This window comes from Pseudomonas sp. PDM30, from assembly GCF_019218985.1.
GTDB lineage: Bacteria > Pseudomonadota > Gammaproteobacteria > Pseudomonadales > Pseudomonadaceae > Aquipseudomonas > Aquipseudomonas jessenii.
Map to the genome: position 1 here is coordinate 170,691 of NZ_JAHUWM010000006.1, position 17,037 is coordinate 187,727.

Annotated in this window: 16 protein-coding genes; 9 read left to right on the forward strand and 7 right to left on the reverse strand. The window is 59.5% G+C overall.

Annotated features, from left to right (window positions below):
* Positions 1–32: 32 nt before the first annotated feature.
* Positions 33–200 (reverse strand): hypothetical protein, encoded by a 168-nt coding sequence (locus KW840_RS16100; RefSeq protein ID WP_218496212.1) that lies wholly within the window; start codon positions 198–200, stop codon positions 33–35.
* Here KW840_RS16100 and icd point away from each other — a divergent pair.
* Entirely contained in the window at positions 199–1,455 is a 1,257-nt protein-coding gene (icd, locus tag KW840_RS16105) for an NADP-dependent isocitrate dehydrogenase (RefSeq protein ID WP_057399856.1), read from the forward strand. The two genes, KW840_RS16100 and icd, sit on opposite strands and share 2 nt — an antisense overlap.
* 80 nt (positions 1,456–1,535) lie before the next feature.
* Here the strand turns inward: icd and cspD are convergent, their stop codons facing one another.
* Positions 1,536–1,802, reverse strand: coding sequence for a cold shock domain-containing protein CspD (gene cspD / locus KW840_RS16110; protein ID WP_057714167.1), 267 nt, complete (start codon positions 1,800–1,802; stop codon positions 1,536–1,538).
* Between the two features lie 224 nt (positions 1,803–2,026).
* Between cspD and clpS the strand changes: the two genes are divergently transcribed.
* Together clpS and clpA are read left to right on the forward strand one after the other, a co-directional pair.
* Positions 2,027–2,410 carry an ATP-dependent Clp protease adapter ClpS gene (gene clpS / locus KW840_RS16115; protein WP_020799529.1) on the forward strand — a complete coding sequence of 128 codons (384 nt, stop codon included), beginning with the start codon at positions 2,027–2,029 and terminating at the stop codon, positions 2,408–2,410.
* 30 nt (positions 2,411–2,440) lie between these two features.
* Positions 2,441–4,711 carry an ATP-dependent Clp protease ATP-binding subunit ClpA gene (gene clpA, locus KW840_RS16120; RefSeq protein WP_057714168.1) on the forward strand — a complete coding sequence of 757 codons (2,271 nt, stop codon included), beginning with the start codon at positions 2,441–2,443 and terminating at the stop codon, positions 4,709–4,711.
* Between the two features lie 349 nt (positions 4,712–5,060).
* Here clpA and infA read toward each other — a convergent pair whose 3' ends face one another.
* The 4 genes from infA to trxB all read right to left on the reverse strand — a co-directional run bounded on the left by infA (position 5,061) and on the right by trxB (position 7,858).
* Positions 5,061–5,279 carry a translation initiation factor IF-1 gene (gene infA, locus KW840_RS16125; protein ID WP_002553999.1) on the reverse strand — a complete coding sequence of 73 codons (219 nt, stop codon included), beginning with the start codon at positions 5,277–5,279 and terminating at the stop codon, positions 5,061–5,063.
* Between the two features lie 111 nt (positions 5,280–5,390).
* A complete protein-coding gene (locus tag KW840_RS16130; RefSeq protein WP_102670534.1) occupies positions 5,391–6,098 on the reverse strand; it encodes an arginyltransferase in 708 nt (235 codons plus the stop codon).
* A gap of 57 nt (positions 6,099–6,155) precedes the next feature.
* Positions 6,156–6,836 (reverse strand): leucyl/phenylalanyl-tRNA--protein transferase, encoded by a 681-nt coding sequence (gene aat / locus KW840_RS16135; RefSeq protein ID WP_057714170.1) that lies wholly within the window; start codon positions 6,834–6,836, stop codon positions 6,156–6,158.
* A 62-nt stretch (positions 6,837–6,898) separates the two neighbouring features.
* Entirely contained in the window at positions 6,899–7,858 is a 960-nt protein-coding gene (trxB, locus tag KW840_RS16140) for a thioredoxin-disulfide reductase (protein ID WP_218496213.1), read from the reverse strand.
* A gap of 307 nt (positions 7,859–8,165) precedes the next feature.
* Between trxB and KW840_RS16145 the strand changes: the two genes are divergently transcribed.
* The 6 genes from KW840_RS16145 (at position 8,166) to cysG (ending at position 15,875) form a co-directional block, all read left to right on the forward strand.
* Positions 8,166–10,577, forward strand: coding sequence for a DNA translocase FtsK (locus tag KW840_RS16145; protein ID WP_057714172.1), 2,412 nt, complete (start codon positions 8,166–8,168; stop codon positions 10,575–10,577).
* A gap of 64 nt (positions 10,578–10,641) precedes the next feature.
* Positions 10,642–11,265: an outer membrane lipoprotein chaperone LolA gene (gene lolA / locus KW840_RS16150; protein ID WP_008049385.1), complete on the forward strand. Its 624-nt coding sequence runs from the start codon at positions 10,642–10,644 to the stop codon at positions 11,263–11,265.
* 221 nt (positions 11,266–11,486) lie between these two features.
* Positions 11,487–12,809, forward strand: coding sequence for a replication-associated recombination protein A (locus tag KW840_RS16155; protein ID WP_090456609.1), 1,323 nt, complete (start codon positions 11,487–11,489; stop codon positions 12,807–12,809).
* Positions 12,809–13,183: a fluoride efflux transporter CrcB gene (gene crcB, locus KW840_RS16160; protein WP_057714174.1), complete on the forward strand. Its 375-nt coding sequence runs from the start codon at positions 12,809–12,811 to the stop codon at positions 13,181–13,183. Before KW840_RS16155 ends, crcB begins: the two co-directional genes overlap by 1 nt.
* Before the next feature lie 16 nt (positions 13,184–13,199).
* Positions 13,200–14,480, forward strand: coding sequence for a serine--tRNA ligase (gene serS / locus KW840_RS16165; protein ID WP_057714175.1), 1,281 nt, complete (start codon positions 13,200–13,202; stop codon positions 14,478–14,480).
* Positions 14,481–15,875 carry a siroheme synthase CysG gene (gene cysG / locus KW840_RS16170; RefSeq protein WP_218496214.1) on the forward strand — a complete coding sequence of 465 codons (1,395 nt, stop codon included), beginning with the start codon at positions 14,481–14,483 and terminating at the stop codon, positions 15,873–15,875.
* A gap of 115 nt (positions 15,876–15,990) precedes the next feature.
* On the opposite strand, the gene KW840_RS16175 is transcribed toward cysG, so the two are convergent.
* A complete protein-coding gene (locus KW840_RS16175) occupies positions 15,991–16,992 on the reverse strand; it encodes a glutathione S-transferase family protein (protein ID WP_218496215.1) in 1,002 nt (333 codons plus the stop codon).
* Between the last annotated feature and the right edge of the window lie 45 nt (positions 16,993–17,037).

The following is a 17,037-nucleotide window of genomic DNA, read 5'->3' on the forward strand; positions in this document are numbered from 1 at the left end:
CTAAAGGTCGCAGGGGCGAGCAGGGCGTAAGGTCACTCGTCGTGCTTGTTTTTGGCGCTTTTCCCTTTGCTTTCAGGCTTGTAGCGCGCGAGTTGCAAGGCTTTGCGCCAGATCGATGGAACATAGGGTTTGCGCGCCGATTCAACTGGGTTACGCTCGAACCAAGCCAGATGTTCAATCCAATCAATGGAGTTCAGCATGGGTTACAAGAAGATTCAGGTTCCAGCCGTCGGCGACAAAATCACCGTCAATGCAGACCATTCTCTCAATGTTCCTAATAACCCGATCATCCCCTTCATCGAAGGTGACGGCATTGGTGTCGACATCAGCCCGGTCATGATCAAGGTTGTCGATGCTGCTGTTAAGAAGGCCTACGGTGGCGAACGCAAGATTTCCTGGATGGAGGTGTACGCCGGGGAGAAAGCGACTCAGGTTTACGATCAGGACACCTGGCTGCCTCAGGAAACCCTGGATGCGGTCAAGGATTACGTGGTTTCCATCAAGGGCCCGCTGACCACCCCGGTCGGTGGCGGCATCCGTTCCCTGAACGTGGCCCTGCGTCAGCAGCTCGACCTGTACGTCTGCCTGCGCCCGGTGCGTTGGTTCGAAGGCGTGCCTAGCCCGGTCAAGAAGCCAGGCGATGTCGACATGACCATCTTCCGCGAGAACTCCGAAGACATCTACGCGGGCATCGAGTGGAAGGCCGGTACGCCGGAAGCCACCAAGGTCATCAAGTTCCTGAAAGAAGAAATGGGCGTTACCAAGATCCGTTTTGACGAGAACTGCGGTATCGGCGTCAAGCCGGTGTCCCTGCAGGGCACCAAGCGTCTGGCGCGCAAGGCCCTGCAATATGTGGTCGACAACGATCGCGATTCGCTGACCATTGTGCACAAAGGCAACATCATGAAGTTCACCGAGGGTGCCTTCAAGGAATGGGCCTACGAAGTGGCGGCTGAAGAGTTCGGCGCAACCCTGCTCGACGGCGGTCCGTGGATGCAGTTCAAGAACCCGAAAACCGGCAAGAACGTCGTCGTCAAGGATGCCATCGCCGATGCCATGCTCCAGCAGATCCTGCTGCGCCCGGCCGAGTACGATGTGATCGCGACCCTGAACCTGAACGGCGACTACCTCTCCGACGCCCTGGCGGCGGAAGTGGGCGGTATCGGTATTGCGCCGGGTGCCAACCTGTCCGACACCGTCGCCATGTTCGAAGCCACGCACGGTACGGCGCCGAAGTACGCCGGCAAGGACCAGGTCAACCCGGGGTCGTTGATCCTGTCGGCTGAAATGATGCTGCGCCACATGGGCTGGACCGAAGCGGCCGACCTGATCATCAAGGGCACCAACGGCGCGATTTCCGCCAAGACCGTGACCTATGACTTCGAGCGTCTGATGGAAGGCGCCAAACTGGTGTCGTCTTCCGGCTTCGGTGATGCGCTGATCTCGCACATGTAACAAAACGCAGGCACACAAAAACCGCCTGATTCAAGTAGATGAGTCAGGCGGTTTTTTTATGGCGCTATGACGGTGTGGACTTACACTGTAACGGTCTGTTGCGGGGCGGATGCCGTCGCTTTCGAAGCGCCCACCGGGCTGCCGATGTTGACCGCGTGCAGGCCTTTGGGGCCCTGGATGATGTCGAATACGACAGCTTGCCCGGCTTTCAGGGTTTTATAACCTTCCATCTGGATGGCGGAGTAGTGGGCAAACAGGTCTTCTGTCTTGCCGTCCTCATTGATGAAACCGTAACCCTTGGCATTGTTGAACCATTTGACCTTGCCGCTGACCTTGCCGCCTGACATACCCAACTCCCTCTGCAACAGACTCCATCACTGGAGTATCATCCAGTACATCCGCAGTCGAATCTGTAAATAAGATTGACTCCGCGGACCTTTTTTACCCACTGTGGGCTCTATTGGTTGTAACACCGTTTTGCCGATAGTCAAGCTGACCCGGCAGTCGGAGTTGAAATCGCTGATAGCCGCCCCCACCACTGTATTTGAACAACTGACGAACCTTTCTTTCCATGCATGCAATCAGCCAGATTCGACTAACATTCAATCAGGATCGCCCGACTCTCCAGAAGGATCGCCCGGAGGAACACGACGACGATTCCGCAGGCATTGCTGTTCAGGAGGCCAAGCCTGCTTTACAGGCGCCGCCGATGTACAAGGTGGTTTTGTTCAATGATGACTACACACCGATGGATTTCGTCGTCGAAGTGCTCGAGGTGTTTTTTAACCTGAATCGCGAGCTGGCGACCAAGGTCATGCTGGCCGTCCACACAGAAGGACGGGCAGTATGTGGAGTGTTTACCCGCGACATCGCCGAGACCAAGGCCATGCAGGTCAACCAGTACGCCAGGGAAAGCCAGCATCCGCTACTCTGTGAAATCGAGAAGGACGGTTAATCGCCGGACACTTGGGTATGAGGTGAAGCTATGTTAAACCGCGAGCTCGAAGTCACCCTCAATCTTGCCTTCAAGGAAGCTCGTTCGAAGCGTCATGAGTTCATGACCGTCGAGCACCTCTTGCTGGCCCTATTGGACAATGAGGCTGCCGCCACCGTTCTGCGTGCGTGCGGCGCAAACCTCGACAAACTCAAGCATGACCTGCAGGAGTTCATCGACTCCACCACGCCATTGATCCCCGTGCATGACGAGGATCGCGAAACCCAGCCAACCCTGGGCTTCCAGCGTGTACTGCAACGTGCTGTGTTTCACGTACAGAGCTCGGGCAAACGCGAAGTGACTGGCGCCAACGTGCTGGTCGCGATCTTCAGTGAGCAAGAGAGTCAGGCGGTGTTCCTGCTGAAACAGCAGAGCGTTGCCCGTATAGATGTCGTCAACTACATCGCCCATGGCATTTCCAAAGTGCCGGGGCATGGCGATCACTCTGAAGGTGAGCAAGATATGCAGGACGACGAGGGCGGTGAGTCTTCTTCCTCAGGCAATCCCCTGGATGCTTATGCCAGCAACCTCAACGAACTCGCGCGCCAGGGTCGCATCGATCCGCTGGTGGGGCGTGAGCTGGAAGTCGAGCGCGTTGCGCAGATCCTGGCGCGTCGGCGCAAAAACAATCCGCTGCTGGTGGGCGAGGCGGGCGTGGGTAAAACCGCGATTGCCGAAGGCTTGGCCAAGCGCATTGTCGACGACCAGGTGCCGGATCTGCTGGCAAACAGTGTTGTTTATTCCCTCGATCTTGGCGCTCTGCTCGCGGGCACCAAGTATCGTGGCGATTTCGAGAAGCGCTTCAAGGCGTTGCTCAATGAACTGAAAAAACGTCCGCAGGCAATCCTGTTCATCGACGAGATCCACACCATCATTGGTGCGGGTGCCGCGTCCGGTGGCGTCATGGATGCCTCGAACCTGCTCAAGCCGCTGCTGTCCTCGGGTGATATCCGTTGCATCGGTTCAACCACCTTCCAGGAATTCCGCGGCATCTTCGAGAAGGATCGTGCCTTGGCCCGACGCTTCCAGAAGGTCGATGTGTCGGAGCCTTCGGTGGAAGACACCATTGGCATTCTGCGCGGCCTGAAGGGGCGTTTCGAAAGCCATCACAATATCGAATACAGTGATGAGGCCCTGCGCGCGGCTGCCGAACTGGCCTCGCGTTACATCAACGACCGTCATATGCCGGACAAGGCTATCGATGTCATCGACGAGGCGGGTGCCTATCAGCGCCTGCAACCGGTCGAGAAGCGTGTGAAGCGCATCGAAGTGCCGCAAGTCGAGGACATCGTCGCGAAAATCGCGCGGATTCCGCCAAAACACGTCACCAGTTCCGACAAGGAGCTGCTGCGTAACCTGGAACGTGACCTGAAGTTGACCGTGTTCGGTCAGGATGCCGCGATCGATTCGCTGGCAACCGCGATCAAGCTGTCCCGTGCCGGTCTCAAATCCCCTGACAAGCCTGTCGGTTCGTTCCTGTTCGCAGGGCCTACCGGTGTCGGTAAAACCGAAGCGGCGCGTCAGTTGGCCAAGGCCTTGGGTGTCGAGCTGATTCGTTTCGACATGTCCGAATACATGGAGCGCCACACCGTATCGCGTCTGATCGGTGCGCCTCCTGGTTATGTCGGATTCGATCAGGGCGGTCTGCTCACCGAAGCCATCACCAAGCAGCCACACTGCGTGTTGTTGCTCGATGAAATCGAGAAGGCGCATCCGGAAGTCTTCAACCTGCTGTTGCAGGTCATGGACCACGGTACGTTGACCGATAACAACGGGCGCAAGGCGGATTTCCGTAACGTAATCGTCATCATGACGACCAACGCCGGTGCCGAGACCGCAGCCCGCGCTTCTATCGGTTTCACCTATCAGGATCACTCGTCCGATGCGATGGAAGTGATCAAGAAGAGCTTCACGCCGGAATTCCGCAACCGTCTGGACACCATCATCCAGTTTGGTCGCCTCAGTCATGAGGTTATCAAGAGCGTGGTGGACAAGTTCCTTACCGAGCTTCAGGCGCAACTGGAAGACAAGCGTGTGTTGCTGGAAGTCACCGATGCAGCCCGCAACTGGCTGGCCGAAGGTGGCTACGACGCGGCGATGGGTGCTCGCCCAATGGCTCGCCTGATCCAGGACAAGATCAAGCGTCCGCTGGCGGAGGAGATTCTCTTTGGCGAACTGGCCGAGCATGGCGGTGTGGTACACATCGACATCAAGGACGGGGAGCTGACTTTCGAGTTCGAGACCACGGCCGAGATGGCCTGACGTTAAACCGCAATAAAGCAAAAAGGCGCCGGTTGGCGCCTTTTTGTTGTCTGCGAAATACACATCAAAGCCTGTGGGAGCGAGCTTGCTCGCGATGGCGGCGGGACAGATTGCGCATTTACTGAATGTGCCGCACTCATTGCGAGCAAGCTCGCTCCCACAGGGGGGCATTAAATCGCAGGCAAACAAAAACGCCCGGCATAAGCCGGGCGTTTTGTATTGACTTGCTTAGCGAGTGAGCCCTATCTCTGTAGGAGCGAGCTTGCTCGCGATGTTCGTCAATGATGATGCGGGGACTCTGACTTGACGCGGTACCGTCAGGTTTTTCGCGAGCAAGCTCGCTCCAACCTTATCGAGCGCGGTAAGTGATGCGCCCTTTGCTCAAGTCATAAGGAGTCAGCTCTACGCGCACTTTGTCGCCGGTAAGAATACGGATGTAGTTCTTGCGCATCTTGCCGGAGATGTGCGCGGTTACGACGTGCCCATTTTCCAACTCCACACGAAACATGGTGTTGGGCAGGGTGTCGACGACAGTGCCTTCCATTTCGAAGCTGTCTTCTTTCGACATGCAGTAAAGCCCTCGGTGTCCAATGAATGGCCCGGTGCAACTGCGCCAGGCAAAAGCGGCGTGCATTGTGCCCGAAAAATGGGGTTTAAGCCAAGGGGTTTAGGGGCGGCTCTAGTTTAGAACCACCCAGCGCTGATTAATCAGCAACTCAATAGGGCGATATTGAGTCTTGTAGTTCATTTTTTTGCAGTTTTTGATCCAGTAGCCGAGGTAGACCGCATCCAGCCCCAGCCGCCTGGCCTCGGCGATTTGCCACAGGATCGCATAGCGCCCAAGGCTGCGGCGTTCTTCGGCCGGTTCGTAGAAGGTGTAGACCGCCGAAAGACCGTTCGGCAGTAAATCGGTGACGGCGACGGCCAGCAGCCGGCCATTCAGGCGAAATTCATAAAATCTTGAAAACGGCAGGTCCCGCACCAGGAATGTCGAAAACTGGTCGCGACTCGGCGGGTACATGTCGCCATCGGCGTGACGCTGTTCGATATAGCGCTGGTAAAGGTCGAAGTATTCTTCGTTGAAGCCGGGCTTGGCTGGACGTACCTGCAAATCCACGTTGCGCTTGAAGATGCGTTTCTGTTGCCGGTTGGGCGTGAACTGCCCTACGGGAATGCGCGCCGGAACGCAGGCATTGCAATTCTGGCAATGCGGCCGGTAGAGATGATCGCCACTGCGACGAAACCCCATCTCCGACAGGTCTGCATAGACATGCACATCCATGGGCTGGCTAGGGTCGAGGAACAGGGTTGTGGCCTGCTCCTCCGGCAGATAACTGCAAGAGTGCGGCTGAGTGGCATAGAACTTCAATCGCGCCAACTCGGTCATGATCAACCCTCGGGATAATGCTTTTGAATAAGTGTAAGCCACCTGCGCAAAAGTCGCTCAGCAAACCCAGCTAGCGCGATTGGGCTGGTCCAGATGCCTGGCCAGATAGTTGGCAAATTCATGGCGGGGTATCGCCCGGGCTCCGAGACTGTGCAGGTGATCGGTGGGCATCTGGCAATCGATCAGTACAAAACCCGAGTCTTTCAGATGCCGCACCAGTGTGGCAAAGCCGAATTTCGAGGCGTTGTCAGCGAGGCTGAACATGGACTCGCCGAAAAACAGCTGGCCCATCGCCAGGCCGTAGAGCCCGCCCACCAGTTCGTCCCCGTCCCACACTTCCACCGAGTGCGCGTGGCCACGCCTGTGCAGTTCGATGTAGGCGTCCTGCATGGCCTCGGTGATCCAGGTGCCGTCGGCGTAATCCCGGGGCGCGGCACAGGCGCGGATGACGGCGGCGAAGTCCTGGTCAAAGGTCACTTGATAGCGTTGCTGGCGTAGCAGTTTGTTCAGGCTGCGCGAGACGTGCAATTCGTCGGGAAACAGCACCGTACGCGGGTCCGGAGACCACCAGAGGATTGGCTGGCCCTCGGAAAACCAAGGGAAGCAGCCGTGGCGATAAGCCGAGATCAGCCGATCGGCGGACAGATCACCACCGGCAGCCAGCAGCCCGTTGGGGTCGCGCATGGCCTTTTCCAGTGGAGGGAAATGCAAGGTATTGCGTTGTAACCAAGTCAGCATGGCATCCGGGCTTGCAGAAGGGGAGGGCAGTGGCGGGTGTTGGCCCGCCATAAAGTTTGCCTTCAAACGGTTGGAATGTCGTCCAGGTATTTTTCAGCGTCCAGCGCCGCCATGCAACCGGCACCGGCAGATGTAACGGCCTGGCGATAAACGTGGTCGGCCACGTCACCGGCGGCAAACACACCTGCAATCGCCGTAGCGGTGGCATCGCCTTCGCTGCCACCCTTGACCAGCAGATACCCGTCGCGCATTTCCAGCTGGCCTGTGAACAGGTCGGTGTTGGGTTTATGGCCGATGGCGATAAACACCCCGGCCAGCGACAGCTCCCGGGTTTCACCCGTGTGACTGTCCCGCAGGCGGGCACCGGTCACGCCGCTGGTATCGCCGAGCACTTCGTCCAGGTTTTGGTTCCAGTGCAGGCGAACATTGCCGTTGGCGGCCTTTTCAAAGAGTTTGTCCTGGAGGATTTTTTCCGAGCGCAGTTTGTCGCGCCGATGGATCAGGTGCACTTCTTTGGCGATGTTCGACAGGTACAAGGCTTCCTCGACCGCCGTGTTGCCGCCGCCGACCACAGCAACCACTTGATTGCGATAGAAAAATCCATCACAGGTCGCGCACGCCGAAACTCCTTTGCCGGCGAACGCTTCTTCCGACGGCAGGCCCAGGTATTGCGCGGAGGCGCCGGTGGCAATTATCAAGGCGTCGCAGGTGTAGGTGCCGCCATCGCCGATCAGCTCGAACGGTCGTTGTTGCAACTTGGCGGTATGGATGTGGTCGTAAACGATCTCGGTGGCAAAGCGTTCGGCGTGTTTTTGCATGCGATCCATCAGCACCGGTCCGGTCAGGCCTTCAACGTCGCCTGGCCAGTTATCCACTTCGACGGTGGTGGTGAGCTGGCCGCCTGCCTGGATGCCAGTAATGACAACCGGCTTGAGGTTGGCGCGGGCGGCATAAACTGCCGCGCTGTAACCGGCAGGGCCGGAGCCCAGGATAATCAGGCGGGAATGCTTCGCTTCGCTCATAAAAAACACCTCATAAGCCTTTGTCACCAAAGAGAATGCATGCTCAAATTGAATGGCATGTCATGTGCTGTTGACTATGCTGCATCCAAGGGTCTCAAGCATGGCGTCGTGCGCACAAACCCGTACAATGCCCTGCGTGTTACATATATTCAGTGTGCGCCGTGTTTATAGAAACAGGGGTGCAGTGTTAAAAGTAGTCCCGGTTACACGTGTTAACTTTATTACCTGCCTGGATTGGGCAGTTTTTTCGCGGTTTTTATAGACATTCACCAGATGGACGCGCCATTGGCGCAGGAAAAGAAGCGTTTTGAAGAAATCCACCGCAGCACCCAAACCAGCCGTCGTGCCGCTCTGGCGCCAGCACTTGCACTACCGACTCAAGGAAGGTGCGCTGATCGCCATCGGTGCCTTGTGCCTGTTCCTGATGATGGCCTTGTTGACCTATGGCAAGGATGATCCGGGCTGGAGTCATAACAGCAAGATCGACGACGTGCAGAACTTCGGCGGGCCAGCGGGCTCCTACAGCGCCGATATCCTGTTCATGGTGCTGGGTTACTTCGCCTACATCTTCCCGTTGCTGCTGGCAATCAAGGCGTACCAGATCTTCCGCCAGCGTCACGAGCCGTGGCAGTGGAGCGGGTGGCTGTTCTCCTGGCGCCTGATCGGCCTGGTGTTCCTGGTGCTGTCGGGCGCTGCTCTGGCCCATATCCATTTTCATGCCGCGACCGGTCTGCCGGCCGGTGCGGGCGGTGCGCTGGGGGAAAGCCTCGGCGAACTGGCCAGGAACGCCCTGAATATCCAGGGCAGCACGCTGTTGTTCATTGCGTTATTCCTGTTCGGCCTGACTGTGTTTACCGACCTGTCGTGGTTCAAGGTGATGGACATCACCGGCAAGATCACCCTCGACCTGTTCGAACTGTTCCAGGGCGCCGCCAATCGCTGGTGGGCGGCCCGTACCGAGCGCAAACAGCTGGTTGCCCAGTTGCGTGAAGTCGACGACCGTATGGATGAAGTGGTTGCGCCGACCGTCACCGACAAACGCGAGCAGGCCAAGGTCAAGGAACGCCTGATCGAACGTGAGCAAGCCCTGAGCAAGCACATGTCCGAGCGCGAGAAGCAGGTGCCGCCGGTGATTGCGCCCGCGCCGCCAAAGCCCGCCGCACCGAGCAAACGCGTCGAGAAAGAGAAGCAGGCGCCGCTGTTCGTCGACAGCGCCGTGGAAGGCACCTTGCCGCCGATTTCGATTCTCGACCCGGCGGAAAAGAAACAACTCAATTACTCGCCTGAATCCCTGGCTGCGGTCGGCCACTTGCTGGAAATCAAGCTCAAGGAATTCGGCGTTGAAGTCGCAGTGGATTCGATCCACCCGGGCCCGGTGATCACTCGTTACGAAATCCAGCCGGCGGCCGGGGTAAAAGTCAGCCGAATCTCCAACCTGGCCAAAGACCTGGCCCGTTCCCTGGCCGTGACCAGCGTGCGCGTGGTGGAAGTGATTCCGGGCAAGACCACGGTCGGTATCGAGATTCCCAACGAAGATCGGCAGATCGTGCGTTTCTCCGAGGTGTTGTCGACTCCGGAGTACGACAACTTCAAATCCCCGGTCACCCTGGCCCTGGGCCATGACATCGGCGGCAAGCCGGTCATCACCGACCTTGCGAAAATGCCGCACTTGCTGGTGGCCGGTACCACCGGTTCCGGTAAGTCGGTGGGTGTGAACGCGATGATCCTGTCGATCCTGTTCAAGTCTGGCCCGGAAGACGCCAAGCTGATCATGATCGACCCGAAAATGCTGGAACTGTCGATCTACGAAGGCATTCCGCACCTGCTGTGCCCGGTTGTCACCGACATGAAAGACGCCGCCAACGCCCTGCGCTGGAGCGTTGCCGAGATGGAACGCCGCTACAAGCTGATGGCCAAGATGGGCGTGCGAAACCTGTCGGGCTTCAACGCCAAGGTCAAGGAAGCCCAGGACGCCGGCGAGCCGTTGAGTGATCCGCTGTACAAGCGTGAAAGCATCCACGACGAAGCGCCACTGCTGCAGAAGCTGCCGACCATCGTGGTCGTAGTCGACGAATTCGCCGACATGATGATGATCGTCGGCAAGAAGGTTGAAGAACTGATCGCCCGTATCGCGCAAAAGGCTCGTGCGGCCGGTATCCACTTGATCCTTGCGACCCAGCGTCCGTCGGTGGATGTGATCACCGGTCTGATCAAGGCCAACATCCCGACCCGCATGGCGTTCCAGGTATCGAGCAAGATCGACTCGCGGACCATCATCGACCAGGGCGGCGCCGAACAACTGCTGGGCCACGGTGACATGCTCTACATGCCGCCGGGTACCAGCCTGCCGATTCGTGTTCACGGTGCTTTCGTGTCCGACGATGAGGTTCACCGCGTGGTGGAAGCCTGGAAGCTGCGGGGTGCGCCGGAATACAACGACGACATCCTCAATGGCGTCGAAGAGGCGGGCAGCGGCTTTGAAGGCAGCAGCGGTGGCGGCGACGGTGACGATCCCGAGGCCGACGCGCTGTACGACGAAGCGGTCCAGTTCGTGCTGGAAAGCCGTCGTGCCTCCATTTCCGCGGTTCAGCGCAAGCTGAAGATCGGCTACAACCGCGCTGCGCGCATGATCGAAGCCATGGAAATGGCCGGGGTCGTGACGTCCATGAACACCAACGGTTCGCGTGAAGTCCTGGCCCCGGGGCCGGTGCGCGACTGACCCGAGTATGAAAGGGGGGCGCCTTTGCGCCGCCCGCACTCCCACGAATGTTATGAGGACTCCCATGCGTCTGATCCGCATGCTGTTGCTGCCGGTACTGGCCTTGACCACGCTCCAGGCTAACGCCGATGACAAGGACGTGGCGCGCCTGACCCAACTGCTGGAAAAATCCCAGACCCTGACCGCACGTTTCTCGCAACTGACCCTTGATGGCACAGGCACCCAATTGCAGGAAACCGCCGGCGAGATGTCCCTGCAGCGTCCGGGCCTGTTCTACTGGCACACCGATGCGCCGGCCGAACAGACCATGATCTCCGATGGCAAGAAAGTCACCTTGTGGGACCCGGACCTGGAACAGGCCACCATCAAGAACCTCGACCAGCGCCTGACCCAGACCCCGGCCTTGCTGTTGTCCGGTGACGTGTCGAAGATCAGCCAGAGCTTCGACATCAGTGCCAAGGAAGCCGGTGGCGTGATTGACTTCACCTTGAAGCCGAAGACCAAGGACACCCTGTTCGACAGCCTGCGCCTGTCGTTCCGCAATGGCCTGGTCAATGATATGCAACTGATCGACAGCGTCGGCCAGCGCACCAATATCCTGTTCACCGGGGTGAAGGCGAACGAGCCGATCCCTGCGTCCAAATTCAAGTTCGACATCCCCAAGGGTGCCGATGTAATCCAGGAATAAACGGCTGATGCAAAACCTGTGGGAGCGAGCTTTTGTGGCGAGGGGGCTTGCCCCCGTTGGGTCGCGAAGCGGCCCTAAAACCTGCTACTGCGGTATATCAGACATGCCGTGTGTAATGGTTTTGCGACTGCTCCGCAGCCGAACGGGGGCAAGCCCCCTCGCCACAGGATGTTTGACAGGCTTGAGTACCACGTAATAACCCGAGGTTTTAAACGTACGTCATGGATCTGTTTCGCAGCACCCCCATCGCCCAGCCCTTGGCCGCCCGCCTGCGTGCGGCCAATCTGGACGAGTACGTCGGTCAGGAGCACGTGCTCGCTCGCGGCAAGCCCCTGCGCGAGGCGCTGGAGCAGGGTGCCCTGCATTCGATGATTTTCTGGGGGCCGCCGGGCGTGGGCAAAACCACCCTGGCGCGATTGCTCGCGGAAGTCTCGGACGCGCACTTCGAAACGGTCTCGGCAGTGCTGGCCGGGGTCAAGGAGATCCGTCAGGCGGTGGAAATCGCCAAGCAACAGGCCGCGCAGTACGGCCGCCGCACCATTCTGTTCGTCGACGAAGTGCATCGATTCAACAAGTCCCAGCAGGATGCGTTCCTGCCCTATGTCGAAGACGGTACGCTGATTTTCATCGGCGCAACCACGGAAAATCCCTCGTTCGAACTCAACAACGCCTTGTTGTCGCGGGCGCGGGTCTATGTGCTGAAAAGCCTCGACGAAGCGGCTCTGCGCAAACTGGTGCACCGTGCGCTGACCGAAGAGCGGGGATTAGGCAAGCGTAACCTGACCCTCAGCGACGAAGGCTTCCAGATGCTGCTGTCGGCCGCCGATGGCGATGGTCGGCGCCTGCTCAACCTGCTGGAAAACGCCTCGGACCTGGCGGAAGACAACGGCGAAATCGGCACCGACCTGCTGCAAAGCCTGCTCGGCGATACCCGCCGGCGGTTCGACAAGGGCGGCGAAGCGTTCTACGACCAGATTTCCGCGCTGCATAAATCGGTGCGAGGCTCCAACCCCGACGGCGCCTTGTACTGGTTCGCACGGATGATCGACGGCGGTTGCGACCCCTTGTACCTGGCCCGGCGTGTGGTGCGCATGGCTAGCGAAGACATTGGCAATGCCGACCCCCGCGCCCTGAGCCTGTGCCTGGCGGCCTGGGAAGTGCAGGAGCGCCTCGGCAGCCCCGAAGGCGAGCTGGCGGTGGCCCAGGCCATCACCTATCTGGCCTGCGCGCCAAAGAGCAACGCGGTGTATATGGGCTTCAAGACGGCATTGCGCGCCGCCGCCGAGCACGGTTCGCTGGAAGTGCCGCTGCACCTGCGCAACGCGCCGACCAAGCTTATGAAACAATTGGGCTACGGCGATGAATACCGTTATGCCCACGATGAGCCGGATGCCTATGCCGCTGGCGAAGACTATTTCCCGGAAGAACTCGACCCGATCCCGTTCTATCAGCCCGTGCCCCGTGGCCTGGAGTTGAAGATCGGCGAAAAACTCAATCACCTGGCGAAACTCGACCGTTTAAGCCCAAGGCAGCGGAGAAAATAGTGCTTCCCTTGATCGTTGCGGTTTCCGTCGGCGGGATGGCCGGCACGTTGTTGCGCTTCGTCACGGGCAACTGGATCAACGCGAATTGGCCGCGGCACTTCTATACCGCGACGCTGGCCGTTAATATCGTGGGCTGTTTGCTGATCGGCGTTCTATACGGTCTGTTTTTGATACGCCCGGAGGTGCCCATCGAGGTGCGTGCCGGGTTGATCGTTGGCTTCCTCGGGGGGCTGACGACTTTTTCATCCTTTTCACTGGATACGGTGCGCCTGCTGGAAAGCGGGCAAGTGCCGCTAGCCCTGGGCTATGCGGCGCTCAGCGTATTCGGCGGGCTGCTTGCCACCTGGGCCGGCCTGTCCTTGACCAAACTTTGATAAACGAGAAACCGACATGCTCGATTCCAAACTGTTACGTAGCAACCTTCAGGACGTAGCGGACCGCCTGGCATCCCGTGGCTATACCCTGGATGTTGCGCGCATCGAAGCGCTGGAAGAACAGCGCAAGACCGTCCAGACCCGCACCGAAGCACTGCAGGCTGAACGTAATGCGCGCTCCAAATCCATCGGTCAGGCCAAGCAGCGCGGCGAAGACATCGCGCCGCTGATGGCGGACGTCGAGCGCATGGCGGGCGAATTGAGCGCGGGTAAAGTCGAACTGGACGCGATCCAGACCGATCTGGACTCGATCCTGCTGGGTATCCCCAACCTGCCGCACGAATCGGTACCGGTCGGCGAAGACGAAGACGGCAACGTCGAAGTGCGCCGCTGGGGCACCCCGACTGCCTTCGATTTCCCGGTTCAGGACCACGTCGCCCTGGGCGAGAAGTTCGGCTGGCTGGACTTCGAAACCGCCGCCAAGCTGTCCGGCGCCCGTTTCGCCCTGCTGCGTGGCCCGATTGCCCGTCTGCACCGCGCCCTGGCGCAGTTCATGATCAACCTGCACGTCACCGAGCACGGCTACGAAGAGGCCTACACGCCTTATCTGGTCCAGGCCCCGGCGCTGCAAGGCACCGGCCAGCTGCCGAAGTTCGAAGAAGACCTGTTCAAGATCGCGCGCGAAGGCGAAGCCGACCTGTACCTGATCCCGACCGCTGAAGTGTCGCTGACCAACATCGTCGCCGGCGAAATCGTCGATTCGAAACTGCTGCCGATCAAGTTCGTCGCCCACACGCCGTGCTTCCGCAGCGAAGCCGGTGCATCGGGTCGTGACACCCGCGGCATGATCCGCCAGCACCAGTTCGACAAGGTTGAAATGGTGCAGATCGTCGAGCCATCGAAATCCATGGAAGCGCTGGAAGGCCTGACCGCCAACGCCGAGAAAGTCCTGCAATTGCTGGAACTGCCTTACCGCACTCTGGCGCTGTGCACCGGCGACATGGGCTTCAGCGCGGTCAAGACCTACGACCTGGAAGTGTGGATCCCGAGCCAGGACAAGTACCGCGAAATCTCGTCGTGCTCCAACTGCGGCGACTTCCAGGCCCGCCGCATGCAAGCGCGTTTCCGCAACCCGGAAACCGGCAAGCCGGAACTGGTACACACCCTGAACGGCTCCGGCCTGGCGGTGGGCCGTACCCTGGTCGCGGTGCTCGAGAACTATCAGCAGGCCGACGGTTCGATCCGTGTGCCTGAAGTCCTCAAGCCCTACATGGGTGGCCTTGAGGTCATCGGCTAAATGAACTATCTGCCGCTGTTTCACAACCTTCGCGGCAGTCGTGTGTTGGTCGTCGGCGGGGGGGAGATTGCCTTGCGCAAATCCCGCCTGCTGGCCGATGCCGGTGCGCTGCTGCGGGTGGTTGCACCTGAAATCGAAGCGCAATTGCGCGAGCTGGTTACCGGCAGCGGTGGCGAGTGCCTGTTGCGTGGCTACGCCGAGGCGGATCTGGACGGTTGCGGGCTGATCATTGCCGCCACCGACGACGAAACGCTGAACGCACAAGTTTCCGCCGATGCCCATCGGCGTTGCGTGCCGGTCAATGTGGTGGACGCGCCGGCCCTGTGCAGCGTGATCTTCCCGGCCATCGTCGACCGTTCTCCCTTGATCATTGCTGTGTCCAGCGGCGGCGATGCGCCGGTGCTGGCGCGTTTGATTCGCGCCAAGATCGAAACCTGGATTCCTTCCACCTACGGTCAATTGGCCGGGCTGGCTGCGCGATTCCGTCATCAGGTCAAAGGCCTGTTTCCGGATGTGCAGCAGCGTCGGGCGTTCTGGGAAGATGTTTTCCAGGGCCCGGTTGCCGATCGGCAACTGGCCGGGCAGGGCGGTGAAGCCGAGCGGTTGCTCCAGGCGAAAATCGATGGTGAGGCGCCAGTGGCGACCGGTGAAGTCTATCTGGTGGGTGCAGGGCCAGGTGATCCCGACCTGCTGACGTTCAAGGCATTGCGTCTGATGCAGCAAGCCGACGTGGTGCTGTACGATCGTTTGGTGGCACCGGCGATTCTCGAACTGTGCCGTCGCGACGCCGAGCGGGTTTACGTCGGCAAGCGCCGATCCGATCACGCGGTGCCGCAGGATCAGATCAACCAGCAATTGGTGGATCTGGCCAAGAAAGGCAAGCGTGTGGTGCGATTGAAGGGCGGCGATCCGTTCATCTTCGGTCGTGGTGGCGAGGAGATCGAAGAACTGGCGGCCCATGGCATCCCGTTCCAGGTCGTGCCGGGGATCACGGCAGCCAGCGGTTGCGCGGCCTATGCCGGGATTCCGCTGACCCACCGCGATTATGCGCAGTCGGTGCGTTTCATCACCGGCCACCTCAAGGACGGCTCCAGCGATTTGCCATGGGCCGATCTGGTCGCCCCGGCGCAAACCCTGGTGTTCTACATGGGGCTGGTGGGCTTGCCGATCATCTGCGAACAGTTGATCAAGCATGGTCGCGCCGCCGATACCCCGGCGGCACTGATCCAGCAGGGCACCACGGTCAACCAGCGGGTGTTTACCGGTACCCTGGCGGACCTGCCACGACTGGTGGCAGAGCATGAAGTGCATGCGCCGACCTTGGTGATCGTGGGTGAAGTGGTGCAACTGCGCGAGAAACTGGCGTGGTTCGAAGGGGCTCAGGGGCAGGTCTGAGACCGAGTTGCCCTCATCGCGAGCAAGCTCGCTCCCACAGGGGATTTGTGAGCGACACAAATCAATTGTGGGAGCGAGCTTGCTCGCGATGGGGCCTTCAAAACCTGCACAAATCTCAAGCTCTGCGCCAAACCCCTTTCCCACTCAACCGCTCCCGATCATGGGTCGCGGTGAAGTACTGGGCTGGGCCTTTCGGCACCACACCCGTCGGGTTGATGGTGCGGTGGCTGGCGTAGTAGTGATTCTTGATGTGTTCAAAATCCACCGTCTCGGCAATCCCCGGCCACTGGTAAATCTCCCGCAGCCAGTTCGACAGGTTCGGATAATCCGCAATCCGCCGCAGGTTGCACTTGAAGTGCCCGTAGTACACCGCGTCGAAGCGAATCAGCGTGGTGAACAGGCGGATGTCCGCTTCGGTCAGGTACTCGCCCGCCAGATAGCGGTTGGCGCCCAGCAGCAGCTCCAGTCGGTCCAGCTCGGCAAACACCTCATCGAAGGCTTGTTCATAAGCCTGTTGCGAGGTAGCAAACCCGGCGCGGTACACGCCATTGTTCACCGCCGGGTAAATCCGCTCGTTCAACGCATCGATTTCTCCCCGCAGCGGCGCCGGGTAGAAGTCCAGGTCGTTACCGGTCAGATCGTCGAAGGCGCCATTGAACATGCGGATGATTTCCGATGATTCATTGTTGACGATACGCTTTTGCTGTTTGTCCCACAGCACCGGCACGGTGACGCGACCGGTGTAGTCGGCGGTGTCGGCGGTGTAGCGCTGGTGCATGAATTCGAAATGGTCGAGCTTGTCGCCGGTCGACCCCAGGTGCTGGTCGAAGGTCCAGCCGTTTTCCAGCATCAACCAACTGACCACCGAAACGTCGATCAGGTTTTCGAGGCCTTTGAGTTTGCGCAGGATCAGTGTGCGATGAGCCCACGGACAGGCCAGGGACACGTACAGGTGATAGCGCCCGGGCTCAGCCGCGAAACCGCCGACGCCGGTCGGTCCCGGCTTGCCGTCAGCGGTCAACCAGTTGCGACGCTGCGCCTGTTCGCGCTGGAACGCGCCGTCCTTGCTGCTCTCGTACCACTTGTCCTGCCAGCGGCCATCCACTAACAAACCCATGTTCAAAACTCCCGAAACCCATAATCGATGGAGTCGAGTCTATTC